A 26,587-nucleotide genomic window follows, 5' to 3' on the forward strand; every position below is an offset into this window, starting at 1 on the left:
GCTTATTTTATTCAAAAGCACCGATTGCGCTACTTGAGGTGCTGCGCGAACAGTAAGGTGGCACAGGCTTTGGCCTTTGGCCACGCTGTGCGAACGACGCATCGGACCCATAAGCTAATAGCTGATAGCTAATAGCTGATAGCTGATAGCTAATAGCTGATAGCTGATAGCTGATAGCTGATAGCTGATAGCTGATAGCTGATAGCTGATAGCTGATAGCTGATAGCAGGGTAAGCGCAAGAATCAATAAGCCTAGGCTTATTGATAAAAAAACCGCGCCATTCTCAACAAATTAATTCTATTGCGAGTACAGTTCTACGAGATTATAGGGGTTTCGAGCCACGATCAACCGATATCCACCCAATGCACATTATGGGCATTTTTTTCTTGCGCTTACCCTGATAGCTGATAGCTGATAGCTTACCTTCAAGTTAGCGATAATTTTTAGCCTGAGTTTCAAACAAATGGGCATAAGTACCATCTAACTGCATCAGTTCCGAATGGGTACCGCTTTCTACAATTGAACCTTGGTCCATCACATAGATCCGGTCAGCCATTTTTACAGTAGATAAGCGATGGGTGATCAGAATAGCAGCTTGATCTTCGATCAGTTCACGAAATTTCATAAACACCTCGTATTCTGCCTTAGGATCCATAGCAGAGGTAGGCTCATCTAATACAATCACCTGAGAGTCTCGTAAAAAAGCTCGTGCTAAGGCTATTTTCTGCCATTGACCAATACTAAGTTCTTCCCCTTGGTCAAATAATTTCCCCAGCATGGTATTATACCCTTGGGGCAAACTAGTGATAACATCATCAGCACCAGAACGACGAGCAGCATCAATAATAGTTTCGTGATCTCGTGGTAAATCAATGTCAGCTAACCAGATATTTTCCTTAGCGGTGAAATTATATTTAGCGTAGTCTTGGAAAATCACACTGATTTGGCGGCGTAAGTCAGCTATTTTAAAATTGCGGATATCAATCCCATCAATGGTGATGCTGCCAGCGGTTGGATCGTACAAACGACACAAGAGTTTAATTAAGGTTGTTTTACCGGAACCGTTTTCTCCCACTAGCGCTATAGTTTCCCCTGGTCGCACCGTGAGGTTGATGTTTTTAAGTGCTTGACGAGTTGTAGTACCGTATTGGAAACTAACATGATCGAAAACAATACCACGGCTCATGGAGTGGGGAATTGGTTTGGGATACGTTGGTTCAACAACGTTAGGTTTTAGATCCAGAAATTCGTAGAGGTTAGCTAAGAATAAGTTATCTTCATAAAGACCAGATATACTAGTTAGTAACGCTCGAATATTATTTTGTCCCCGCTGCAAGGCTTGGTGATACAGCACTAAATCTCCTAAGCGCAAATCCCCATGAACAGTTTGATAGACAATAAAGCCATAGACAGAAAAGATTAACATTCCTGCAACGGCTTGAGCACCGAAGTTAGCAAAGGAGCGTCCAGTGGCAATGGCTACTTTTTCCTTATAAAGTTGCTCTCGGATGCGACGATACCAGTCAGTGAAGAAAACCCCTAAATCAAACAAGCGAATTTCTTTAGCAAACTGGTCTGAGGTTAGCATATAACCCAAATACATGGATTGCCGTTCCATGGGTGTTTTTTTACGCTGCCAACGATAGATAACCCTCGAGTATTTTACCCGCACCACCATCGCGGGCATAGCAGCAATAAATAAAATTCCAGCAATTCCCCAATGGAGGGAGAGTAATAAACTCACCATCGCTAACAAGGAAATACTATTTTGAGCTATCTGTGTGAGACGATTTAGAACTCGGGGCGGTCGGTAGGGCGCTTCTTGTTGAGCTCTTTGTAATGTATCGTAGTATCGGGGATTTTCGTAGTACTCTAAGTCAGCTTCTAGGGATTTATCCTGAATAATCCCTTGCATGTAGTCAGTCACTCGCTGAGAATGAGCAGTATTGACTACTTCACCTAACGAGTTACAAAGAGTAGTGACAAGCGTAACTGTACCAGCTAAGATTAGGAAAAGTAAAACATCACGAAAGACGGCTTGTTTATCAGCATTAAGTAATCCGTCAGTTACGGTATCAATTATTAGTTTAGTAAGATAAATTGATAGTAGAGGTAATATCCCCTGAACCAGCAAAATTCCTACGCGAGCTACTGTCCAAAAGGGACTGCTTTGCCAGACTAGACGCAGTGCAGGCAAAAGGCGTAATGTTTGCTGGATTTTTTTTCTTAAAGTTTTGCCTGCTCCCATTTTTTGTGCTAAAGTTTAGAGGTTAGAAGTATACTATTGAGGCGATCTTTTTTACTACTATCAGAAGTAGTTAATTCTTCGATATCTTTCTCCACCAAGGCCACTAGATCAGGAAGTTCCATTAGATTAGGCTTTCTGGTGAAGCGGCTAATAGATACAGTCTTGATCAGACTGGCACACTGACTCAGATGAGTACTGACACAGTCTGGAGCGATTAGCACATCTACATCACGGCTATGACGGATGAGTTCAGGGAAAGCTTGTTGAGGCGTTAGCTTGGTAATCTGATGTTGGTCTCCCTTGGCCAATACATAGAGCCGCTTCAGGGGTACAGCAGTGCCTTGAAACCCATCAGTGAATGTGTAGGAAAGCTTTGGTGCGTTCGGGTAAAGAGGAGGTAAGTTCTTTGAATTGTGTCCTAGAGAATCCGCTGCTGATGGCCAAAGTTTAATCTGAGGGAAGCTAGGAATAATTAAAGGATAACCGTCATCAAGGTTGACAGGCATGACATCATCAGTTATTACCTGATAACCCTTCCGATGAAACGCTCCTGCTAAGGTGGATTTACCCCAGCCTGACCCACCCATGAATGCGATCGCTTGATTGTTGACCACAATGCTGCTAGCATGGAGTACTAGCAATCCCCGCTGTCTGAGCACCACAGACATACAAGCTCCAAGAATGTTAGGGCTTAGCTTGGAGTTGTCCGCTCCTGTCACAGGTTCGATAGTAATCTCTCGCCCATCTTCAATCAATACCTTTGCTTTGCCATGCAATTCCCCAAGGACACGGTTGCTCCAATTGGCTGTTTTTGGAGGAAGATGACTCAATTTCCCTAAACGTATGATTACATCAGGGGGTCCATCAGACTCCATCAGCTCGGGTAAGGGGATCTCTGAGTGAATACAAAGGTTGTAGGCCGTATAGATGTACATAATTGATACTTAGGAGCAGGTTAAACTTGATCGGAGAACTTGATAGCAGAAAAGGCGTCCCCTAACTCTAGCCAAGACCCTTCTGCTGAGTCAGTTTTGCAGGACTAACGAGTTGGGGAGTGCTAGGCAATCGAGGTGGGAGTTGCCTAAAGATGATCTTGCTAGTAGTAGATAATTTAGTAGTAGATAATGCCTTTATCGCCTTTGGTGATAGCGCTACTGATATTGATTACTCAGAATTACCAGTAGTAATTGTGTTACTGTAGTTTAAAAGGTTCACAATCACCATTGAAAATCAGCACATCGGCCATCTTGCAAGGTCCAATTTGCTGACGGTAGCTTAAGGTAGTCACACCCTGAGGAAAGACTATTGATTAGTCACCATCACTAGTAGTAATCCTGTTACCGTTGTTTGAACGGATCACAATTACCATTGTTATCGCAGTCTAGGGTGTATGAGTGATCTGATGTAGCCTGGGGATTAGCCAAATCACCATTGAAAATCAGGACATCGAACGAACCATCAGGTCCAGTGATTTGGGTGAGCTGCTCAATGGTGCCGTGAAGCATTCTCTCTGGAGTAGCGTAGCTCTTTTCCATGGTGTTACTTTCCATTTGCTGATGCTAGCTTAAGGTAGTTACACCCTGATTTGAACTATTGATTAGTCACCATCACTAGTAGTAATCCTGTTACTGTAGTTTGAACGGATCACAATTATTATTGTTATCGCAGTCTAGGCTCATTGAATCATCTGATGTAGCCGCAGGATTAGCCAAATCACCATTGAAAATTAGGACATCTGCCATCCGATCAGGACCACTGATTTCGGTGAGTTCTTCAATAGAACCGTGAACAATCATTTCTGGTGTAGTGTAGGTTTTTAGCATGGTGTTACTTTCCTTGTACTGATTGTGGTTTAAGGTAGTCACACCCTGAGTTAAACTATTGATTAATCACGATCACTAGTAGTAATCCTGTTTCTATTGTTTGAAGGGATCACAATTACCATTGTTATCGCAGTCTAGGCTGATTGAGTCATCTGATATAGCCTGGGGATTATTCAAATCACCATTGAAAATCAGGACATCGGCCATCCGATCAGGTCCAGCGATTTCGGTGAGCTCCTCAATAGAACCGTGAACAATCATTTCTGGTGTAGTGTAGGTTTTTAGCATGGTGTTACTTTTGTTGTACTTATTGTGGTTTAAGGTAGTCACACCCTGACTTAAACTATTAATTACTCACTGTCTTGATGCAGTCGCTCATGGGGGAAACCCCCAAGACCGCGCTGCATCGCTAATTACTCACTATCACCAGTAGTAATCCTGTTACGGTTGTATAGACTCAACACAATCCTCAGTAGTGCAGTTTATGCTCTATGAGTGATCTGATTGAGCCGTAACATCACTATGGTAGGGTGATGCTCTGTGAGTCATCTGATTGAGCGATCACCTGACCACCGACAATCAAGACATCTGAAATGTGATCAGGTCCATTGATTTCGGTGAGCTGCTCAATGGTGCCGTGAACAATCATCTCTGGTGTAGTGTAGGTTTTTAGCATGGTTTTACTTTCCTTTTGCTGATAGTAATTTACGGTAGTTACAGCCTAAATTGGACTTACGGTGTTTCAAAGGTTGTGCCCAAACCACAATCCCAAGCAGATTCCCTGCCAAGTTAGAGTTAGGGTGTCACTTGAGTGCGGTCAAGCCACAAGGCCAAGATGATTCCCTGCCAGACTGTCATGCAGTCTTTTTCTCGCACCCTGCCTCCTGAGGTCATGCGTCGATGAACTTGTCTCAGAAAGTCTGTGTCAACGTACCCTTCAATGAGTTCAAGCTTATTCAAGATCACGTCGTCGAATACCTGACGATTTACGGTGAGCAGACCGTGAATAAAGTTTGGACCCATATGGGCTTTGCCTCCTCGCCACTGGACAGCTTTTGGTAAAATATCAGCCATCCCACGACGCAATACCATCCGACTCCATCCCTGGTAGAGTTTCTGCTCGGAAGGTAGTGCTAGACAGAATTCAAGTAGCCGCTTATCCATAAAGGGATGACGAGCTTCGAGGGAAAATGCAGCATTGTAGCGGTCAAGCTGCTCTAGAATCAGGGGAAATATACCTTGGCTTAGATTACGCCAGTGGTCTTCTCTGACCGTTAGTGATGGTTGATCGGATTTGTCCAATGCGTGGATACGCTGATCCATACCAATGCGTTCAGCAAAGTTGCGGTTAACTAAAGCTGCAACAGAACTAGCTGACTTGTCTTGTCTGCGCCACTTTCGCCAAAGTTGCTTGATTGCTTCCGGAACTAACGCCTTGACTCCATGATTGAGCAACAGGTGCTTACGGGAGATGCCAAAACGCTTGTGAATCTGATGTACAGCTTTAGCAAAAGCAATCCAGCGAAACTGCTTGGCGAGGGTTTTTAGGTGTAGGATACTGTAGTGTTTAAGCAAGGCTTGGGGTGAGTTACCAAAATGTTCGGAAAATGCCTCAGCTTCCTGGACAAAGGTTTCCCACTCTCCTTGATGGGCTAATTCTGTCAGTCTAGACACACCATGAAACACGACATTATCGCCATCGAGACCATCTAAAACAATTCGCATCCCTGCTTGCTGAGCAGCTTGATTCAGTCGCCAAGGATAATGATGACTTGGACCAAGTAAGGCTTCGTCTTCATACTGCCAAATCTCGTCAACGTCTGACAACGGACCAAACTGATCAGCATGGACATAGTGGGGAATTAGCCCACCCTGTTCTAAAACGGCATTGATGAAGGGACGTTCATCACACTCAGTCACTTTGTCAAAAATGTTGGAGAAGCTGTGGAGTTGAGCATCTCCTGCTTCAGCTAGTAGTTTCCTGGCGACACAAGTGATTGAGGAAGAATCTAATCCACCGCTCAAGTGAGAACCAATGGGAAAAGCACTACGGAGACGACAACGAACTGCTTCGGTAAAGATGTCACGAAATGCTTTAGCATAGGCTTCGTCTGAGTCTAAGATCAGCTCACGATTGGGGTCTAGAGACCAGTAACAGTTTAGCTCTATCCCTGACTGACTAACAACCATGGTGTGAGCAGGAGGAAGCCGCAGAATCTGGTCATAAGTGGTGATAACTTTGTCTTCCATCATCAGGGCGACATAGTCAGCCATCCTGACTTCGTTAAGACGCTTTGGCACGAAGGGTAAACAGAAGAGTGCTTTGATTTCGGAGGCAAAAATAAACCCTTGACCGGATTGGTGATAGTAATAGAAAGGCTTAACCCCAACATGGTCTCTAGCACAGAAGAGGATTTGCTTGTGCTTATCCCAGATAGCGAAGGCAAAGTCACCTAATAGTTTCTCTGGACACTGCTCTCCCCATTTTTCATAAGCGGCTAAGATCAGTTGGCTATCGGTAATTTTTTCTGCTGGAAGGTGGTTCAACTCTAGAGCAACAATCAGTTCCTCTCGATTATCAATCCGAGCATCAGCAGTAATCACTAGATTTCTGGAGTGATTAACTAGAGGTAACTTTTCCAGCAGCGATTCAGGGGTAGTCCACAGCATCCGATGACCGAGACCAACAGACCCCTCGCACCAGATATCTGCTCCGTCGGGTCCCCGGTGGGCAAGGATATCTAACATTTGCCCAATATTTTCCCGGTCTATTGGTTCTTGGTCGAGGTAGTAAATCCCGACAATGCCACTCATAGTTTGCCTCCTTTAAACGATGGTAGTGGAGTAAACCGTGAAAGGTCTTTGAGATAGCCGATCACAACTTGTCCTTGGTTTTCCACCCATGCATGAGCTTCTAATTTTCCTCCCTCCCCTTTGGCAACTCCAATTCTGAGTTGAGGGGAGTAACCACAGCGACTCATCAGTACTTGTGTGGTTAATGCTCTAGCTAAACACTTGACACCACCTGGCATGTAGCGACTGCTAAGATTAACAGCTCCGACAATTTTGCTTAGGTTAGTTTGGTTTACGCCTTGAGCTTGAAGTGATGGCTGACTGATTTTTGCTATCAGTCGCCGCAATGTCTGAAATGGTAGTAACCATAGCCCTAGTCTGATTAATCCTAGTAAGATGAACGTGTTAATTACAAGTTGACGTTCTCTACTAGTAAGGCGCAAGAACTTACGCAACTGCTTCATCTTTTACCTCTATTAGCCCAACTGCTGCGAATTCTTGGAGTAATGCCAACAGATCGCGATCGCATTTTTCTGGCTCAACTTCGTACTCTGCTAGCAGTGCATCCCGAATTTCGTCTAAAGTTTTCGGTTCCTGGATCAGATTCCAGATGCTAGCACCTACGGTATTCAAGCCATAGTAAACTCCGGACTTCATGTCGAGGATGATTGCTTCTTCTCCAATATCAGAAGATAGTTGCTCTTGAGTTGCTACTACAATTGAAGACTTTGAGATAGTACAATCCAAACTCATGATTTTTTATTCTCCAAGTAATTATTGCTGTTCTATAAAACTAGTCAGGGAATTATCTGAGCTTATAGTTAATGGATTGAGAGTAATTCCCCAGATTCCTATGGTTGATTAGCCCTGACTGTTGTTACTTTTAGTAAAGTCATGGTATAGTAGATGAACAATTTGATCAGTTTGAGGAGTTCGTAGTAAGCTAGTATTGCTTGATATAGGGTTTATAAACGAGTTGTGAAAATCCATAAACCCAAAATGATTGGTAGTGTGGTCATGCTCCTCCCGCTAGAGTTCGCCACCTATTTAGAATTGTTTATAATTGCTTAAAGCAATTAGGCATTTAAATTTTAGTCCGAACCACTTGTGCAAAATCCGGTCTACTATCTCCCTATTTCGACCTATTTTTATGCGCCTATATTCACAATTAAAATGTATAAAAATGGTGTGAATAGTTTGTGAATATTGTTATTCATCTAATTACAGCATTTATACTGTTATGAATAAGAGCCGAATTTATAGGAAGTAATGCTACCGTAAATTTAAGGTATTTTTTTATTTAATTTAACTGTAGCCTAATTCAGGCTATCGTTAACCGAATTGTCGGATATTTTACTAAAACTTTAATTCTTTATTGAATTAATAAAAAAAGATATAAAACTATGGAAATTATCCCCTTGATGATGTAACGAGTAAAACTCTTTTATGGGATAAAAGTAAATTTCCTAGGTTGGAGGTGGAGTTAAAGAGCGATCGCATTTTAATCCGATAGACAATCCCCCACACATTTGGAGCAACCTGTTGTAACATTGGTTCAGAGCAACCGAAATCAGCTGATGATAAATTCATAATTAACTCTAATTAACTTGATGTTGTAATCACGTTAATTTTTCCTTGCCTTCAATTAAATGTTCTCTCCCTTGCTAGTAAATTCCGGACAGTTTTTCAGAAAAACTTTTGCTGCTATATAAGGTTAGTGAAGCTAACAGCCTATGGGCTACGCGCACGCTACGGGAATAGATAAGCGCGTTTGTATCTGGGTTGTAAACACACGAATTGCTGAAAAAGGCAACAGGCAACAGGCAAAAGGCAAGATGGGAAAGAGATACAGATTTTTATCGTCCAAGAAAAAAAGACGATACAGGTTTACATCTCATTTGGAAACCTGATAACAGCCGTTAGGTTTGAGCTAGTGTTCTGGTAGCTGCAGTGGTAAATAAAAACAGCAACTAGGAGCCCACGGCGTGCGCCCCTATGAGATAAGTGGGTTTGGTAACCAGTTTTGCGTCAGTCAAGACCTAGTGATACTGGAATATAAGGGGAATACCACCGCAATACCATTGAAAGGTCAGAGCATCAATCAGATCGACTCTCTCCAAACCTCTCCAACAGTGCCTGACGAGACAAGTTAAGCAGCACCTGAGTACGGTCTTTTATCGGCAACTGCATCAAAGGCTCAATGGTTCGGGATAATTCGAGATCAACAGTGCCAAACCGCCCTGCCAGTAGATTTTCCACCATCAGGCGCTGTCCCTCTAAATTGCCTTGTTCCTTGCCTTGTTCCCTTCCTTGCTCTAAGGTTTCTTCCCGCCAACGCAAATAAGCTGGTGATAAATTCATAATTAACTCCCTCTCGTCTTGAGTTAAATCTTCACTTTCCTCTATTTTGATGCGCCAGTTGGCCAGAATCTCTAAGATGTTGCCCCGTAAGGGGTGTCCGACCGGTAGTTCTAGCAACTCATTAATGGCTTGCTCTTGAGTGCGATCGCGTCCCAAAATTCTTAACCACAGGGTTTCTTCGGTAACAGGTAGCTGGTTAATGGCTACCAGAGCTGTGTTGAACAACTCAGGCAAAAAGTAAACTCCTGCAACCCAATCACCGGAATCACTAAGTTTTGCACTAAAGCCCTTCAACAGCTGGGCTGAACAGGAAGGGGACAAAATCCATAAACAGGGCAAGTCGGTTTCACTGATCGGGTTTTTCTCTCGTCGTGCCTTGCGCTGCAGGTCACTGTAGAGGGCAAACAACTTCAGCAGGCAATTACGCACTGCCATGATCCCTGTGGCATTGCGGAACGGCTCCAACAAACAGGCGGTTGATGCCATCTTACCGAGCAATCCGATTTCCTTTGGTGCTGTGGATTCAGAAGCTGTTGGTAGAAACCAAATATCCACTTGACGAACTTCAGTGGTTAGTTCTCGGCTGACTTCTACCTGACCGTGAGGTGTTAACAACTCCGTTAGATACTGTTTGGCAAATTGATCATGAGGCTGTCGGGTCATTAATCCTAACTCTTTGGGGTTGGTGTTAGTAGCCTTTCACCGATCAACTGACCAAAAACAGATCCCATGGATCTTGACATTTGAGACTTTTACCCCTTTACCCAAGCTAGGGGCGCAAGGAAAGCCCCCCAGCCGAACTTCTGACATCGAACTGAGGTCGAAATACCACCGCCATACCATTGAAAGGTCAGAGTATCAATCCGATCGACTGTCTCCAAACCTCTCCAACAGTTCCTGACGAGACAAGTTGGAGAGGTTAAGCAGCACCTGAGTACGGTCTTTTATCGGCAACTGCATCAAAGGCTCAATGGTTCGGGATAATTCGAGATCAACAGTGCCAAACCGCCCTGCTAGTAGATTCTCCACCATCAGGCGCTGTCCGTCTAAATTTCCTTGCTCTAAGGTTTCTTCCCGCCAACGCAAATAAGCTGGTGATAAATTCATAATTAACTCCCTCTCGTCTTGAGTTAAATCTTCACTTTCCTCTATTTTGATGCGCCAGTTGGCCAGAATCTCTAAGATGTTGCCCCGTAAGGGGTGTCCGACCGGTAGTTCTAGCAACTCATTAATGGCTTGCTCTTGAGTGCGATCGCGTCCCAAAATTCTTAACCACAGGGTTTCTTCGGTAACAGGTAGCTGGTTAATGGCTACCAGGGCTGTGTTGAACCACTCAGGCAAAAAGTAGACTCCTGCAACCCAATCACCGGAATCACTCAGTTTTGCACTAAAGCCTTTCAACAGCTGGGCTGAACAGGAAGGAGACAAAATCCATAAACAGGGCAAGTCGGTTTCACTGATTGGGTTTTGCTCTCGTCGTGCCTTGCGGTGCAGGTCACTGTAGAGGGCAAACAACTTCAGCAGGCAATTGCGCACTGCCATGATCCCTGTGGCATTGCGGAACGGTTCCAACAAACAGGCGGTTGATGTCATCTGACCGAGCAATCCGATTTCCTGCGCTGCTGTGGATGTTGAAGATGTTGGTAGAAACCAAATATCGACTTGACGAACTTCACTGGTTAGTTCTCGGCTGACTTCTACTTGACCGTGAGGTGTTAACAACTCCGTTAGATACTGTTTGGCAAATTGATCATGAGGCTGTCTGGTCATTCATCCTAACTCTTTGGGGTTGGTGTTAGTAGCCTTTCACAGCTGGTTTGGCCAAAAACAGATCCATATGATCTTGACATTTTAGACCAAAACCCCATCACCCAAGCTAGGGACTCTTGGCTTGCGCCCCTACAAGCAAAATGATGTCTCAATCTGCCGTACAGCGGTAAGGGCAGAATAGCTTACCCCAGCTGTTCCTTCTCCTGGATGAGTCGAGTCTCCTACTAACCACAGACTTTTACAAGGTGTGCGGGTGGCAAAGCCAAAGGGTCCAAAGGTCGGTATCCGTTGCCCTATTCCTCCCACAATGCCTTGTTCTCTGGCAGTATAACGGGCAAAGGTGCGAGGGGTTGCTGCTTCTTGGTGAATGATGGTCTCTGGTGTTAAATCAAAGTATTGACTAAGACGTGCGATCGCATTTTCTGTATACTCTTCCTTTAAGCGGTCATAGTCTTGCTGGGATCCCCGCCACCACATGGCAGCATCGGTAAAGGATGAGGCAGTAATGGTAGCTTTTCCCTCTGGTGCTCGTCCATCTCCTGGCTTACTCACCGAAATAAACAAGGAATTATTCTCGCCAATTGGTCCATCGTAGTCATAGAGAAACTGAAGATGGGGAGGACAACCATCAGGAATTGCGCGTTTATCTACCCCAAGATAGATGACAAACGCACCGGATGGTGGAGGTAACTTATCGACTCGATACTTATAGCCTGCCATCGAGTAGCCTGCCATAGAGGTATTAGGCAACGTCTGTAGATTATTACCTAATAATTTGACCAGGTTTTGCACCGTAACATTGGCAACTACTTCATCCGCTGGTTCTGTCCAAACTTCCCCAGTTTTCTGATTGCGAATCCTGACACCAGTCGCTTTACCAGCTGATGTTTCGATTTGTTCAACGGTGTGGCGCATTAGTAGCTTACCCCCCCATTTTTCCAGGGCTTCTACTAAGCGATCGCTTAACACTTGCATACTACCTTGGAGATGAAATAACCCTTGGGGTTCCTGGGAAACTCCTAAGGCTGTTGCTGCATACAACAGTGCTGTCTGATCAACATCCACTTGAGAATAAAGCTTGAGCTGCATATCCAGAAAGGTTTTCAGACGCTTATTGTCATATAAGCCATATCCTCGTAACCCATCCGCTACGGTCATGAAGGTAAAGGGTAGGGTAATTAAGGTATCCGGACGCACTGCTGAGGTTAGTTGCCACAAATCCCATACATTACGAGGTGGTAGCACTGGGTCACGGGATTGGAACTTCCAACTGGCATTGAATAAGGTTGCCATTAGTTGCCAGAAGGGTTCACTACCGGGAAACTGGCGTTGTCGTTCTGTTTTCCATTGCTCCGGGTTACGCCAGATGTTAATCGGTTCAGTTTCACCAGGAAGAAATACGGCACAAGCAGGGTCACAGGGGGTAGCGGCTGGCAGCTCTACTTCCAGTTCATCAAAGATGCGTTTGTGAATGCCACCAGGTTCTAAGCCAGCTACCTGGGTCGCACCAACATCGAAGGTAAAGCCCCGACGTTTGAAGGTAGAGGCGCATCCTCCTGGTACTAGGGCTTGGTCTAGTATTACAACATGGTAGCCTCGGCGAGCGAGGAGTGCTCCAGCGGTTAGTCCACCAATCCCTGCGCCGATTACTACTACTTTTTTCTGGACTTTTTTCTGCGGGAATTCTTTCTTGGGGTATTCTACCTTACCTTTACCGCCCTGAGTGCTTACCATGCTGCTTTATTTGCATTTCTTAATGTTTCTTATCATAATTCTACCTTGAGCCATGTTCTTTGGGAGTCGGAAGTGGGGAGATGGGGAGATGGGGAGATGGGGAGATGGGGAGATGGGGAGATGGGGAGATGGGGAGATGGGGAGATGGGGAGATGGGGAGATGGGGAGATGGGGAGATGGCTAATTGCTAGGGAAGCAACCGTTAACCTTCAACCAACCTGCAACCTGCAACCTACAATCTGCAACCTGAAACCTGCAACCTGAAACCTGAAACCTCAAACCTGCAACCTGAAACCTGAAACCTGAAACCTGAAACCTGCAACCTGCAACCTGCAACCAAAACCGTTCACCCTTCGTAGGATACTCTTGAATGTTCTCATCAAAAAACCCGGTCAAGACCGGGAAAATTGCTGAAAAACCAATCAACTTACCAAAGCTTGGCTTTATTACAAAAAATCGTGGAATGGTTGGAAGCCCTATCTATGAAGGAGGGCTGAGCCGACCCTTGATGACCTTTAGAGGGAAAAGAGAAAACACTCCCACACCTTATACCCTTTTTTGATATCCTAGAAGGTCATCAATTGTTAACATTCCCAGACTTGGGTCAGCTCAGACACCGTCTATCTAACTATCGGATAATGTTACAGGTTAGGGGGCAAGCCGCATAAACCGGAGTCTGGATCAGATCAGGCTCGCCATGTAGCCAATTTAACCAACTAACTTCCTTAGGATGAACCCCCTTAAAGGTTAAGACTCCTGCACCTAATATCACTGCTAAAACATTTACTCCAATCAAACTCCCTGCTACTAGTAATACAGCACTAACCGGCAGAATCGATTGTAGAGCGATCGCTAACAGAGAGCCAGCGGTAACCATTAATACAATCAACGGAAAACCGACAACCAGTAAGCAAACTGCCAAGGTAAATGCCCAAATTAAAAAGCTTTTGACCACTGCTAATGAATCAGTTTGTGTAAAGCTTTGACTTGTGGTTAATGCCATGGTGTTTTCTCCAGTAATCATTAAAAAAAAATGAATTGACAGTGTCTGCCCTTACTTGACAGGGTCTGTCCTTGAGTAAATTCTTTGATTTGAAATTTTCTAGGTGAATTTCAGTATAGGTAAAATTTTGATGAAGATGAACCTTTTGTCAAAAAAGTTTACAGTCAACTCGTCCGACCTATGTATCAAAATTGTTACAATCGTTAAAAGCCGGAAATTATTGGTTATCTTAAGAGAGACCGATAATCTACCATTAGACAGATGAACCAATTTTTCATCGCTGATACATAGACCGAAATAAGCCCAATCAGTTATAGCGTTATAGTTAGAGTTATATAGACCGAATCAGTTATAGAGATAAGTTATAGAGTCCCAAGAACAAGAAAAGGAGCTAGGGTCACCGAATCGGATCAGGATGGGTGAGGGGTTGACTCCGATTTGCTTAACATTTGTTATGATTTGCTTAATATATATTATCCAAATTGAGGAGTTTTCTCATATGTAAGCATTCAGCATTCAGCCGTCAGCCGTCAGCTTTGTGGCACAGGCTTAATGTTTGTGGCACAGGCTTCAACGCTGTGATATAACTCAGCATTATTCGAATGCTGACCTGTTGTCAGCCATGCAAAGCGCGAGTGGTTTGAATTTACCGTAAGACAGTGGAGCCTTAATCAATAAGTTTTCCCCCTTTTCTGCATAGCCTACCAACCATAAAGGCTCCACTGTCTAAGGTTTTGTCTCCGGGGGAAACCCCCGCAGGTCGGCGCTGCCTCCCCAAGACCGCACTGCCTCCCCAAGACCGTAATGGTGCGTTTGACCCGTAATTAAATTCGCCACGGGTCGCACCTGAGGCATCGCTTATTCAAAAGCACCTCGCGTAGCGTGCGCGTAGCGCATTAGCTGATAGCTGATAGCTGATAGCTGAATGCTTACTCTCATATTAAGCATAATTACTGATAATTACGCTTAATTACTCATATTAGGTATTTGTGATTAGGAGTTACCCCCCGTCCCTTGGTCAACCCTCATCTTAGGGGTGCTTTGAATATTAGGGGCGCTTTGCTTGCGCCCTCACGGATTGCGCCCCGCCCTCACGCTGATCTTAAATCTAGTTTTGAGCAGGGGAGAAGGTTTTAGAGTTTTTGCTGCTTACTCAAAAATAAACAATCACAAACAATAACAAACAATTAGATGGTGACAGCTGACCAATTTCAAAAAATAGTGCTATTAACACATCACCTCATCACCATTTATAGCTCGAAGAAATGAAATTGGTGTATAGGGTTTCTTATACTTATCAGGTACACTCAAATTTCTTACCCCGACTCCCGACTCCCGACTCCCGTTCCCCTCCTGGGAGCAGGGCTGTTTCATTCTCGCCAAAAATAGATGGGGAGATGGGGAGATGGGGAGATGGGGAGAATAATGGCGCGAATACTCAGGATTTTGGGCAAATTTATCGTTCCCTTCCTCGAAGGCCGTTAACAAATTGTTAGTGATTTGAGTTGATTGAAGGCGGCTAATTCGTCAGATTTTAATGACTAAATTTGGGTATTTTTCGGGAAATTTTAGTTGATTTCCCTCTAAGTACAGGACAAAAAATGTAAAGATTGCCGAAAGTCGAACTGATGAAGGGATTGAGGATTAAGGATAAGATGACGCAGATGGTCAAAACCTAGACGGAAAAGACTCTTGGCCCTACGTCCGTGATTCTTAATGGGAATAGGTTGAAACTGATGAAGTACGCTTTCCGGTGAGCATCGACCAACACAAAGCTAAGGTTAAAAGAGCAAAAAGTTTTCGCTTTCGTTCTGGCACGGTCATTTGAGTAGATTCGAGACAAAAGCCACGAGTCTTGAAAATGCCAAAAAGAGTCTCAATGCCCCAACGGGAAGCATAATCTTTTACAAGCTCTTCACTCGCATCAGGACTGATGACAACGAGCAACTTGCCATCATCAAGACGTAGAGCTTCCACACTAACGGGGCACCCCCAAACTCGACAGAATCCCTTGAGTCTTTGAGATTGACCCTTCTGTAGATGAGCAAAAACCACTCGAGCAGCCAAGGATACCCCATTGCGTTCAATCCGATCTGTAGCTCGAATCCTCAATCGGAAAGCCATTGATGGTTCTAGTAGCAGGTATCGCACCCAGGCTTGTCCCACGAACTCGCGATCCCCACACACAAAGGAAATCCTAGCATCAGGAAAGATTTGGCAAAATTCCTCAATGAACCTCATCCTCTCGTCACTATTACTGTTCCCTTTCTGATCAAGAATCCACCACAGCACCGGAAATGCCACTCCTTGATGGACTATCCCTAAGGTCAGAATATTGTAGCAATGTTTGCCCAACTCCCAAGTGGTACGGTCATTACTCAATATCCAAGGCTCGGGGATTTGCATCCAACTGACCACGATTTTCCCAATCGCCTTGTAGTCCAAGTCAAACCCACGAAAAAATCGTTGCAGTCGTTTGTAATTTGACTGAGGTCGAACCAATACTCGAAACCCAATGCTAGTTCACGCTCGGTTGACCGTTTTCACTTTCAGCAATGCTAACAAGAACAGAGCAAGAAACGAAACTCTTGCTCCGTGCCATCCCAAATGGGGTTGGAGAGCTTTCTTTAATTCGCGCTTCTTGGTTCATGGGGTTTCTGATGGCTATCCTCAATTCTGATGAAACCCCATCCTGTTCTTCTTTTCAACTTTTTTGTCCTGTACTGAGGATTTCCCTATCCCCCTATCCCCCTATCCCCCTATCTCCAATAATCGTTAACTTAACTTAGTTTGAAACAGCCCTACCTCCTGGGAGGGGTTAGGGGTGGGTTCCGACTCCCTACTCCCTACTCCCTACTGCCATTAACCCAAGACGAAAATCCCTTACCTACGGTAGAACTGTTATAAGTTATAATCAACCCTAACTGTTGGGAAAACTTTAAGTAAGAGTTTGTAAAATAAATTCTCGTAGCCCAACTGTAGTTGGTAGTTGAAAGATGACAGATCAACAGCCCTCACCCCGCATTGCACCAGCACCACCGCCTTTGAATATAGCGTCTAGAGCAGCATCTGCTCAAGGCAATCAATCGAGACCTGCACAACCAAGAGCCATGGCTCCAAGAAGCAGTCAAGCCGGTGCCGCAGTAGCCTCACGCCCTCGCCCTGTGCCCACAACAGGTCAGAATTCAGCCACTAACGTCCAAGCAAAACCATCAGCCAATCAGCACCAGAAGAAACCCCATAGCATCGGTCTGCCCCCTGGACAGTCAAGCTTAGAAAGCATTGTCCGTGAGGCCTTTGAGAAAGGAGTGTCTGATATTCATCTAGGTGTTGGTGAAACTCCCCGTTTCCGGAGTCGCGGTGAAATGGAGCCAACCCAATATCCAGTAACAGATCACGCAACATTTAACTGTTGGCTCAAGGAAGTAATGACTGATGACGAAATCCGGCGCTTTAGAGAAGAGTTGGAATTTGATGGGGCAACTCAGTACGAGTTTAGTCGGGTCAGGATTAATGTCTTCGATAGCCTTCTTGGTCCTGCAATGGTCTTGCGGATTATTCCCCTAAAGATATTGACCCTTGAGGAGTTGCGGTTGCCAGGAATCCTCAAAGATGTCTGTCACTACCATAAAGGTCTCATTTTGGTCACTGGTCCCACAGGTTCGGGAAAATCTACCAGCATGGCCGCCATGATCGACTATATGAACAAAGATATGGCGCGGCATATAATTACCATTGAAGACCCGATTGAATTTATCCACCAAAGTCGCAAATCTCTGGTTAAACAGCGGGAAGTAGGAATGCATACCCGTAAATTTGACCGGGCATTGAAAGCCGCTTTGCGGGAAGACCCTGATGTGATTCTGATTGGGGAAATGCGAGATCGAGAAACAGTCAATACAGCTCTCAAGGCTGCTCAAACTGGTCACTTGGTCATGGGTACTTTGCATACCAACAGTGCAGTGAAAACCATTGAGCGGATTCTCAATCTCTACAATCCAGAAGAACAGGCTCCCATGCGGGTGGCCATATCAGAAGCCCTAGTAGGAGTCATTTCCCAAGGGTTGTGCCGTACTACCGATGGCAAGCGTGCAGCGTTTCATGACATCCTGATTAATACTGAATCTATTAAGGATTACATCCTCAAGGGCAAATACGAAGAAATTGAACAACTGATGGCGGCTAGTGAATTTGACGGTATGGTTACCGTAAATAAATCCTTGTTCGCTCTTTACCAAGAGGGGCGTATTACTGAGGAAACTGCCTTAGAAAAGTCACCCACTCCCAACGAGATCGCAATGATGTTGCGCGGTCGGATCTAGGGATTAGTCACCCTTGTATTAGGGATTAGGAATTAGGGATCAAGACTTAACTCCTAAAACCTAACCCCTAAGACCTAAAACCTAACCCTAAAACCTAACACTTATAAACTCAAAAATAACACTTATCATCTAAAAAGTAAAACCTTAAGTATCAAACTAAATTGACGACATAGTACTAGCATATGCTGGATGAAACCCCCTCCCCCCAACTGTTTAAAGGTATTGCTATATTTACACCAGGGGAAGATCTAGTGTATAGCATTGACTTTAATAAGCAGAGTCACTGGCACCTGCATCTGTGTGCGAGTTTACAGGAAATACTGGGGTTACCAGAGCCACCTCATTTTTTAGTCCCTGGATATACTGCCACCATTGATCGGTGGATTGACCCTCAAACCAATCAGTTGCGTATGTCAGCAGAAATTAATTGGTTGGTGCAACATCATCAGGCATTGTTAAATGCAGTATTTGGCACTGACAACCTGATTTGGCAAGTAGCTCCTTGGGAGGAAGAGTCCTGTGACCCGGCGGTGCTAGAAACTTATCGCAATCAGTTTCCCCAACTCTGGCAAAACCATGACTTGATCCTGCGCATTGACCGCCCAGAACCATTATCCTACTCTGATACAGAAGAGGTTTTCCCAGAAAGGTTTACTAACCAAAACTCTGGCAGATCTTCACCTCAGGAGCATTTGAGAGCTATGGAAAAGCTGCCGGGTTTATCTAAGTCTGCCACTGATAGTACAGACTCACTGACTGCCACCGATGTCACCAAACCTGATTATTTATCCAGGATGTCCCTGCCTGATGTGTCTCACTCCCAGGCACAACCTACCCATAGCTATGTCCTGCGTTTGTTCGTTTCCGGACATAGTTCAGAGACTGAGTATACTCTCAAGAGTCTATACCAGTTGTTAGAGAATCATTTAGGTCATCCCTATACCCTAAAAATTATTGATGTTTTCAAGCACCCAGAACTGGCAGAAACTGATCAGATCTCGGCGACACCAACACTACTCAGAGTATGGCCTGAGCCTGTCCGGCGGATTATCGGTGATTTGAATGATATTGATCAGGTATTGCAGAGATTAACCAGCAATATAGTTGACTCCTCAGCACTTCAGCAATAAGCTTTTAATAGGTAATAGGTAATAGGTAATAGGTAATAGGTAATATAGCAGTTCTCAATTTGGTATTGAGAACTGCTATATGTCCTTTTGTTGTTACTTTTGTTTAGCAGCAGCTTTCTTCTTGGTCTTTTTAGTCTTTTTGCTAGCATTGGCAGCTTTTTTAGCCGCTTTGGCCGCAGCGATCGCTTTTAAGCGAGCTTCTTCTTTTTCCTGGGCAATCTTTTCGAGATAGTAGTGGTAATCTCCTAGATAGGTGCAGAATTCGCCATCCCGGATTTCTACTATTTTGTTGGCCACTTTCGAGATAAAATAGCGGTCGTGGGAAACAATAATTACTGTACCATCATAGGTACCGAGTGCTTCCTCCAACATTTCTTTGGCTGGGATATCCAGGTGATTAGTAGGCTCATCCAGAATTAGTAAATTAGCGGGAGAAAGGAGCATTTTGGCTAAGGCCAGGCGGGCTTTTTCGCCTCCACTAAGGGACTCAACCTTTTTATATACCGTGTCCCCAGTAAACAGAAACCGTCCCAATAGGGTACGCACTTCCTGATTTTTCCAGTCTGGGACTTCATCATGGATGGTTTCCATGACCGTTTTGCTTAATTCTAGGGCTTCTGCTTGATTCTGCTCAAAGTAACCAGGAATGACATTGTGTTTGCCCAGTGTTACTATTCCTTCTGTGGACTGTTCCATTCCCATGATCATCCGGAGTAAGGTGGATTTACCGCAACCATTGGGACCGATGAAGGCAATGCGATCGCCCCGTTCAATCAACAAGTCTGCTCCCAGAAATAAAATCTTGTCATCATAGTCATGGACTAAATCCTTGATTTTGACTACCTCAACACCACTACGCGGGGCAGGAGGGAATTGGAATTTCAGGGTTTTGAGATTAGCAGTGGGGGCTTCTATCCGTTCAGTTTTTTCTAATTGTTTCTCTCGGCTTTTGGCTTGGGTAGACCGGGTTGCACTAGCACGGAAACGCTCAATAAAGGCTTGCTGCTTTTCTATTTCCTTTTGTTGACGCTCGTAGCTACTCAGTTGAGCTGCCTGCATTTCGGCTTTCTGCTGCAGATAAGCTGAGTAATTGCCTAGGTAGTTAGTCGAGACACCCCGTTCGGTTTCTACAATTTGGGTACAGAGGCGGTCAAGAAACTCCCGGTCGTGAGATACTATTACCATTGGGGTCTTCAGACCCTTGAGATACTTTTCCAACCATTCGATGGTTTCCAAGTCAAGATGGTTAGTCGGCTCGTCCATCAGTAGGACGTCTGGCTTCTGGAGCAGGATTTTGCCTAAACTCATGCGCATTTGCCAGCCACCACTGAAAGCACTCACTAAGCGATCGCTATCCTGTGGCTCAAATCCCATCTCCGGCAAGATCTTGTCAATTTTTGCTTGTAAGCCATAACCATCAAGGGCTTCAAATTGGCGCTGCAACCTATCTAGCTTTCTAATCAGTCCTTCCAATTCTGCTTCATCAGCCATTTCCATGGCGTTTTGCACTTGTAGGATTTCCTCGTTTACCTGGTTAGCTTCCTTAAATACCGTCCAGAATTCTGCTGAAACCGTGCGGGTTGGGTCTACTTCAAATTCTTGGGTGAGGTAAGCGATATGAAGACTGGCAGGACGGATAACAACACCGCTGGTGGGTTCCATCTCTCCAGCAATAATTTTTAGTTGGGTAGATTTCCCGGCACCGTTGACGCCAACTAAGCCAATGCGATCGCCTGGTTTAACTTCCCAGTTGACATCCTTTAGAACTTCGCCAGTGGGGTATACTTTACTAATGTGTTCGAGTCGCAGCATTAAGATGTCTCCAAGGAAAATTTTAGCTGGGGACTTTTAGTCCTGATCCCAAGTTGCTGTCGGGTTGACTAGAGAAGTTTGGCTGACAGGGATTCCCCTGTTCCTTTGACCATTAGTCCTTCTCAGTTTTCCCATCTACAGCAGATTATCCCTGGAAACCGCCACCTACAGTAGACCTCTTGCATCAATGGTGCCAAGCCCCGATTATCCCCTGCCCAGACTTGGGGAGCTAGGGGGGCAAAAGGATGATTGATGCAATAAATCTAGTGATAGAGTTTACGATCCAGGATGTTTTTGGCGATCGTAACAAAAATTCATCATGACTGTAGTTCATAAGAAGGTTAATCCCTAGTATTTTTCGGAATCTTCGGGAATCTACTACCAAGGCATGGTAGAAATAGAGCAGTTCTCATAGTTATGAGGTACAGTCAATTTTCTTACCCCTGTTTTGAGGCAAAGGGCGAGTGGGGAAGACAACAACCGTTAGTTCGCGGACTTCCCAACCTACCCGCGCCCGGCCTTAAACCTCAACCTGGAAGTAAACATCCACCATTTTGATAGTGTTACCGTTCAACACAGCAGTACTATGCTCACCATGAATATTGCCCATAGCATCAGTGCTGAAGACATTGGTGTAAGCTGTATTTAGGTCAGTGATGCCCTTAGACTCAAGGGAAAGTAGCTCACCTTGGTCAGTGATACCGTTTTCGTTGCTGTCTTGCCAGACCTTCAGTTCCCCAAACAGAGCATCATCTTGATTGACTAAGCCGTCGCCATTAGAGTCGAAGGAAGCAAGTTTGGCAAAGCCGTCACCGACACCGCCACCGAATAGTTCCGCACGGGAGCTGATTTCACCGTCGCCATCATTGTCAATGGCCAGGAAGCCATCTTCTCCAGAAAGCCAACCAGTGTTAACCTTGCCGCCGGAGTTAACCATGTCGAACTCAACCCCTTTATCAATACTTAGGGTTTGAATCCCGTCACCATTTAGGTCAAAGGCAATAGGTGAGTAGACAGCGTAGTTGTCTATGATCTCAATTGTCTTGTGACCACTGTTCACATCATTGTCGCCGATCTTATCAATGGTGAGGCTGAAGTCCTCTGTACTTTCAGTGGCTGTGATGCCAGAAAAATACTTACCAAACTGGATTTCTTTGAGAGCATCAATGGTGAAGGAATTAGAGGTATCGCTGCCAGCATCAATCTTGACCACAAGGTGATTGCCCTCGGCTCCAGATACTTGGAAGTCATCGGTCAGACTGTCCACGCCTACCGGTAACTCATAAAGGCTTCCAGAGAAACCAGTGTAACCAACATTCCAGGCATCTCCGGCTTGAGAACGGTCGGTATCAATTGCTGTGTACAATTGACCTTCTTCGCCAAGTTGGACATTGTAGGTAACTGGATTGCTTAGGTAGTCAACCCGATCTAACCTGAAGCCGTCCGCTAGATTCGCTGTCCCGTTGTTGATTTTAATCGTCACATAAGTGTCTTCATCAACCACACCATCTAGCTTGACTTGATAATGAGCGTTACTGCCTTCAGTGATGGAGCTTGACCCAACAATGGTGCCAGTGTTAGGTACAGGGTTCGGTTGAATATCCACAGTTACTGTAGCAGTATCAGTACCACCGTTACCATCGCTGATCTCGTAGGTGAAGCTCTCGTTACCCACAAAGTCGGGATTGGGAGTAAAGCTGAGTTGTCCATTATCCAGCAAGGTGACCGAACCATTGTTAGTATTGATGGTTTCACCAGTACTGATAGACTGACCATTCAAGGAAATAACCGAAATAGCATCCCCATCGGGGTCAGAGTCATTGGCTAAGGCATTGATAGTGACAGGGGTGTTAACAAAGGTGCTGTCGCTGTCATTCACCGCATCAGGAGGAGAATTCGGGGTAGGCAACGGATTCACCATCACCGAGAGATCTTTATCGGTAAATGCCCCATCCAAGTCAGTTACTTGTACTTTGAAATTGTACTTGTTGTCACCATCGTGATCAAGAGGATTATCAAAGTTGGGAGCATCTTTGAAAGAGAGCTCCCCTGTATCTTGATCAATGTTGAATAAGTCTTGATCCGGACCACCGACAATCGAGTATTGTAGCCCTTGGCCTTCAGCATCGTAATCATCAGTGGCATTGATATCAATTACGTTGATGTCATCCTCGATAATAGGGATCATACCATTCTGAGGCAGATTGGTGAATTCAGGTGCTTCGTTAATCAGCTTGTCCGGGTTAACTGTAAACAACCAATCAGAATCAGGGATGTATTCTTCAGCATTGGAGTGCTTCAACCAACCCCAGCCAGAAATCCCATCAAAGTTGCGATGACCCTGATCATTGGTTTCATTCCCAAGCTGGAAACTGAAATCCTTCTGGCCAGCGTAGTCACTCAGATCAAATTTAAGCTGCTTACCATACAGTTGCTTGATAGTACCTGTATTTTGTCCAGCGAAGTTCTTATCGACAAATAAATCATCATCATCACTGATTTGGTTAACGTGATCCTGATGGTAAGTAAAGTCAATTTGCCACAAACCATCGGTATCATCGTAGTCGTCGGATTTGTCGAAGTTGTCTTTTGCATCTAAGTTAGCAAAAGCCGTACCAAAGATCCGGATTTTGTTTCCATTCACACTCATCCGCATATTGGCATCAGGATGTTCGAAGTTAAACAGGCTGAAGTCACCTTCACCGCTTTGCAAGTCATCACGCAACAAGCCAGTCATAACTAGACCATAAGGACTGCCATCCTTATAATGAATACCATTACCATCTGGGTGATTGGAAAGTTGGTAAGTGCCATCTTCTAGAATCGGGACTGATCCAGAAGGAGTTAGGTCTACCAACCCAGCATCAACTTCATGGTTAATTTCCCCAGCCTCTAAGGTAATCACATCTGTCATACCAGTGCTGGGATCAATAACGTCAGAATCTTTTGACTCCTGATTACCAACATTGGCAGTGGTGAAGTTTAAATCAGATGGTAAATCAGAGAAAGTGAGCTTGTAGTCGCCGGTAGCAAGGTTTTTAAAGTTGAAGTTACCGTTGTTATCAGTGGTTGTCTCCTTGGTGATATCATCGCTAGTGCCAAACTCGCCATCGTTACCAGCCCCAGTCAAAGTAACCTTAACGCCTTCAACTCCTGTTTCTCCTTGATCAAAAAGGCCATTACCATTAGCATCAAGCCAGACTTGGTTGCCGATTTCTGCTGGACGTTCTACCAACCCAGCATCAACTTCATGGTTAATTTCCCCAGCCTCTAAAGTAATCACATCTGTCATACCAGTGCTGGGATCAATAACGTCAGAATCTTTTGACTCCTGATTACCAACATTGGCTGTGGTGAAGTTTAAATCAGATGGTAAATCAGAGAAAGTGAGCTTGTAGTCGCCGGTAGCAAGGTTTTTAAAGTTGAAGTTACCGTTGTTATTAGTGGTTGTCTCCTTGGTGATATCATCGCTAGTGCCAAACTCGCCATCGTTACCAGCCCCAGTCAAAGTAACCTTAACGCCTTCAACTCCTGTTTCTCCTTGATCAAAAAGGCCATTACCATTAGCATCAAGCCAGACTTGGTTGCCGATTTCTGCTGGACGTTCTACCAACCCAGCATCAACTTCATGGTTAATTTCCCCAGCCTCTAAAGTAATCACATCTGTCATACCAGTGCTGGGATCAATAACGTCAGAATCTTTTGACTCCTGATTACCAACATTGGCTGTGGTGAAGTTTAAATCAGATGGTAAATCAGAGAAGGTGACTTTGTAGTCCCCCGCAGCAAGGTTTTCAAACTTATACTTACCGTTGTTATTAGTGGTTGTCTCCTTGGTGATATCATCGCTAGTGCCAAACTCGCCATCGTTACCAGCCCCAGTCAAAGTAACCTTAACGCCTTCAACTCCTGTTTCTCCTTGATCAAAAAGGCCATTACCATTAGCATCAAGCCAGACTTGGTTGCCGATTTCTGCTTTTGGAATTTCTACCAACCCAGCATCAACTTTCTTGTTACTTTCCCCAGCCTTTAAGGTAATCACATCTGTCATACCAGTGCTGGGATCAATAACGTCAGAATCTTTTGACTCCTGATTACCAACATTGGCTGTGGTGAAGTTTAAATCAGATGGTAAATCAGAGAAAGTGAGCTTGTAGTCGCCGGTAGCAAGGTTTTTAAAGTTGAAGTTACCGTTGTTATTAGTGGTTGTCTCCTTGGTGATATCATCGCTAGTGCCAAACTCGCCATCGTTACCAGCCCCAGTCAAAGTAACCTTAACGCCTTCAACTCCTGTTTCTCCTTGATCAAAAAGACCATTACCATTAGCATCAAGCCAGACTTTGTTGCCGATTTCACCAGTTTGGTGATTGGCAGGATTGAAGTTAAAAGAGCGTCTAGGTTCGTCAAGGTCAAAGCAGTTATGTCCATGATTATTAAACCAGCGATCACCAAAGTCAAATCTACCAAAGCCAAATCTACCAATGTTGCCCTGGAAATAATTACCCTGAAAATTTCTGGATTGTAGGAATCTGTTTGTGGTTTGTTGGCGGTTATGAAAGAATGTCATTATTTTAAATTTATTAGGATTGATTGACTGAAGTTAATTAACTTTGTTTATCGTATTTGCCTATTCCACTATTGAGTAATCTGGCCACTATATAGTTGTATTGATTGGTAGTTTTATTATTATTGCTGTAGTTTATTGATTCCAATAAAATCAGTAATTGTGATTTTATTGTGAGAGAAGATTATATTATTGCTGTGGGGTTAATTTACTCAATGGTAGAAAAAGATGACCATGGGTGTCAATACCAATTACTAGAGTTTGGGGATAATTCACAGAAACTTTAAACTGAGCTTATACTTGATTAAAACCATTACAATTTATTTGAATACGACACATTAATCCAACCATAGGAGCATAAGTAATTATTCATAATAAAAAAAACATAAAGAAAGGCGTTCCATGGAACGCCTCTACTGATAAGCACCTACACAGAATTAATTACCTACTCGCAATCTCTATAAACCTTACATTGTAAGGCTTTGAGTTTTTAAAAATGTGTAATTAATTTTGTGCGCCTGCTTAGTGCCTTATTTATTAATTTGTTTAATTTTCAATTATGTCTATACCAAAGGGAACAGGGAACAGGGAGCAAGGAGGGTGCATCTCATTTTTGCTGTTTGACTCGGTGGTGCGTTACGGGTTGGGCTATTTCAATGGTGGCGAAGAGGCAGAAAATCAGGGCTCGCCCACCCCTAACGCACCCTACGCAACATTTACAAAAGTGAGATACACCCAGCAAGGAGCAGGGAATAAAAATTTTAACAATTGGCTTAGGGTATCTAGGGTGCATCTAAATGAATGCATTGAGATGCACCCATCACATTAAAGTAACTGTGGAAACACGGAAATAGGGATTGGGTAAGGGGGAACATTAAGGGTTTTACCACTCAACTGCTATATTTAGTATTTCAGCTATATGTATATATTGGCGTTTCGATAATGTATAAGTTTTTGGAAAAATTATGCGAGGGAGTCGGGAGTCGGGAGTCGGGAGTCGGGAGTCGGGAGTCGGGAGTCGGGAGT

General features: G+C 44.3%; 20 protein-coding genes and 1 pseudogene. 4 read left to right on the forward strand and 17 right to left on the reverse strand.

The window, feature by feature from the left end:
- Nucleotides 1–431: 431 nt before the first annotated feature.
- From BJP37_RS19375 to BJP37_RS19440, 14 genes are all read right to left on the reverse strand, one after another.
- On the reverse strand, nt 432–2,249 hold the full coding sequence (locus tag BJP37_RS19375) for an ABC transporter ATP-binding protein (RefSeq protein ID WP_075901197.1): 1,818 nt from the start codon (nt 2,247–2,249) through the stop codon (nt 432–434).
- Between the two features lie 8 nt (nt 2,250–2,257).
- The gene (locus tag BJP37_RS19380) at nt 2,258–3,184 is read right to left on the reverse strand and encodes a hypothetical protein (protein ID WP_075901199.1); all 927 of its coding nucleotides are present in this window, start codon (nt 3,182–3,184) and stop codon (nt 2,258–2,260) included.
- A 402-nt stretch (nt 3,185–3,586) separates the two neighbouring features.
- Complete coding sequence (locus BJP37_RS19385; RefSeq protein ID WP_229415372.1) at nt 3,587–3,799, reverse strand: hypothetical protein; 213 nt, start codon at nt 3,797–3,799, stop codon at nt 3,587–3,589.
- Nucleotides 3,800–3,874: 75 nt separating this feature from the next.
- Complete coding sequence (locus BJP37_RS19390; RefSeq protein WP_075901201.1) at nt 3,875–4,072, reverse strand: lasso peptide; 198 nt, start codon at nt 4,070–4,072, stop codon at nt 3,875–3,877.
- 93 nt (nt 4,073–4,165) lie between these two features.
- Nucleotides 4,166–4,360 carry a lasso peptide gene (locus BJP37_RS19395; protein ID WP_075901203.1) on the reverse strand — a complete coding sequence of 65 codons (195 nt, stop codon included), beginning with the start codon at nt 4,358–4,360 and terminating at the stop codon, nt 4,166–4,168.
- A 232-nt stretch (nt 4,361–4,592) separates the two neighbouring features.
- The gene (locus BJP37_RS41300; RefSeq protein WP_198954112.1) at nt 4,593–4,748 is read right to left on the reverse strand and encodes a hypothetical protein; all 156 of its coding nucleotides are present in this window, start codon (nt 4,746–4,748) and stop codon (nt 4,593–4,595) included.
- A 119-nt stretch (nt 4,749–4,867) separates the two neighbouring features.
- Nucleotides 4,868–6,886, reverse strand: coding sequence for a lasso peptide isopeptide bond-forming cyclase (locus tag BJP37_RS19400; RefSeq protein WP_075901205.1), 2,019 nt, complete (start codon nt 6,884–6,886; stop codon nt 4,868–4,870).
- Nucleotides 6,883–7,329 carry a lasso peptide biosynthesis B2 protein gene (locus BJP37_RS19405; RefSeq protein ID WP_075901207.1) on the reverse strand — a complete coding sequence of 149 codons (447 nt, stop codon included), beginning with the start codon at nt 7,327–7,329 and terminating at the stop codon, nt 6,883–6,885. The genes BJP37_RS19400 and BJP37_RS19405 overlap by 4 nt, the downstream gene beginning before the upstream one ends.
- Nucleotides 7,313–7,618, reverse strand: coding sequence for a PqqD family peptide modification chaperone (locus BJP37_RS19410; RefSeq protein WP_075901209.1), 306 nt, complete (start codon nt 7,616–7,618; stop codon nt 7,313–7,315). The genes BJP37_RS19405 and BJP37_RS19410 overlap by 17 nt, the downstream gene beginning before the upstream one ends.
- Before the next feature lie 657 nt (nt 7,619–8,275).
- Complete coding sequence (locus tag BJP37_RS36910; RefSeq protein WP_143727690.1) at nt 8,276–8,455, reverse strand: hypothetical protein; 180 nt, start codon at nt 8,453–8,455, stop codon at nt 8,276–8,278.
- Nucleotides 8,456–8,962: 507 nt separating this feature from the next.
- The gene (locus tag BJP37_RS19415) at nt 8,963–9,889 is read right to left on the reverse strand and encodes an RpnC/YadD family protein (protein ID WP_075901211.1); all 927 of its coding nucleotides are present in this window, start codon (nt 9,887–9,889) and stop codon (nt 8,963–8,965) included.
- A 195-nt stretch (nt 9,890–10,084) separates the two neighbouring features.
- Nucleotides 10,085–10,996: a hypothetical protein gene (locus tag BJP37_RS19420; protein WP_075901212.1), complete on the reverse strand. Its 912-nt coding sequence runs from the start codon at nt 10,994–10,996 to the stop codon at nt 10,085–10,087.
- Nucleotides 10,997–11,125: 129 nt separating this feature from the next.
- On the reverse strand, nt 11,126–12,730 hold the full coding sequence (gene crtD / locus BJP37_RS19425; RefSeq protein ID WP_229415373.1) for a C-3',4' desaturase CrtD: 1,605 nt from the start codon (nt 12,728–12,730) through the stop codon (nt 11,126–11,128).
- 628 nt (nt 12,731–13,358) lie between these two features.
- Nucleotides 13,359–13,733 carry a hypothetical protein gene (locus BJP37_RS19440; RefSeq protein WP_070396775.1) on the reverse strand — a complete coding sequence of 125 codons (375 nt, stop codon included), beginning with the start codon at nt 13,731–13,733 and terminating at the stop codon, nt 13,359–13,361.
- A 1,265-nt stretch (nt 13,734–14,998) separates the two neighbouring features.
- Here BJP37_RS19440 and BJP37_RS36915 point away from each other — a divergent pair.
- The gene (locus tag BJP37_RS36915; protein WP_143727691.1) at nt 14,999–15,229 is read left to right on the forward strand and encodes a hypothetical protein; all 231 of its coding nucleotides are present in this window, start codon (nt 14,999–15,001) and stop codon (nt 15,227–15,229) included.
- Nucleotides 15,230–15,316: 87 nt separating this feature from the next.
- On the opposite strand, the pseudogene BJP37_RS19445 reads toward BJP37_RS36915, so the two are convergent.
- Nucleotides 15,317–16,340: pseudogene (locus BJP37_RS19445) on the reverse strand (IS4 family transposase).
- Between BJP37_RS19445 and BJP37_RS41305 the strand changes: the two are divergent.
- From BJP37_RS41305 to BJP37_RS19455, 3 genes are all read left to right on the forward strand, one after another.
- Nucleotides 16,289–16,522, forward strand: coding sequence for a hypothetical protein (locus tag BJP37_RS41305; RefSeq protein ID WP_198954363.1), 234 nt, complete (start codon nt 16,289–16,291; stop codon nt 16,520–16,522). The pseudogene BJP37_RS19445 and the gene BJP37_RS41305 overlap by 52 nt on opposite strands.
- Nucleotides 16,523–16,729: 207 nt before the next feature.
- Entirely contained in the window at nt 16,730–18,055 is a 1,326-nt protein-coding gene (locus BJP37_RS19450; protein WP_075901218.1) for a type IV pilus twitching motility protein PilT, read from the forward strand.
- A gap of 182 nt (nt 18,056–18,237) precedes the next feature.
- Nucleotides 18,238–19,185, forward strand: a complete 948-nt coding sequence (locus BJP37_RS19455; RefSeq protein WP_075901220.1) for a circadian clock KaiB family protein — start codon at nt 18,238–18,240, stop codon at nt 19,183–19,185.
- Nucleotides 19,186–19,278: 93 nt separating this feature from the next.
- On the opposite strand, the gene BJP37_RS19460 is transcribed toward BJP37_RS19455, so the two are convergent.
- Nucleotides 19,279–20,997, reverse strand: a complete 1,719-nt coding sequence (locus BJP37_RS19460) for an ABC-F family ATP-binding cassette domain-containing protein (RefSeq protein ID WP_075901222.1) — start codon at nt 20,995–20,997, stop codon at nt 19,279–19,281.
- A gap of 520 nt (nt 20,998–21,517) precedes the next feature.
- Complete coding sequence (locus tag BJP37_RS19465; RefSeq protein WP_075901224.1) at nt 21,518–25,564, reverse strand: SdrD B-like domain-containing protein; 4,047 nt, start codon at nt 25,562–25,564, stop codon at nt 21,518–21,520.
- Nucleotides 25,565–26,587: the final 1,023 nt, after the last annotated feature.

Source organism: Moorena bouillonii PNG, assembly GCF_001942495.1.
Lineage (GTDB): Bacteria > Cyanobacteriota > Cyanobacteriia > Cyanobacteriales > Coleofasciculaceae > Moorena > Moorena bouillonii.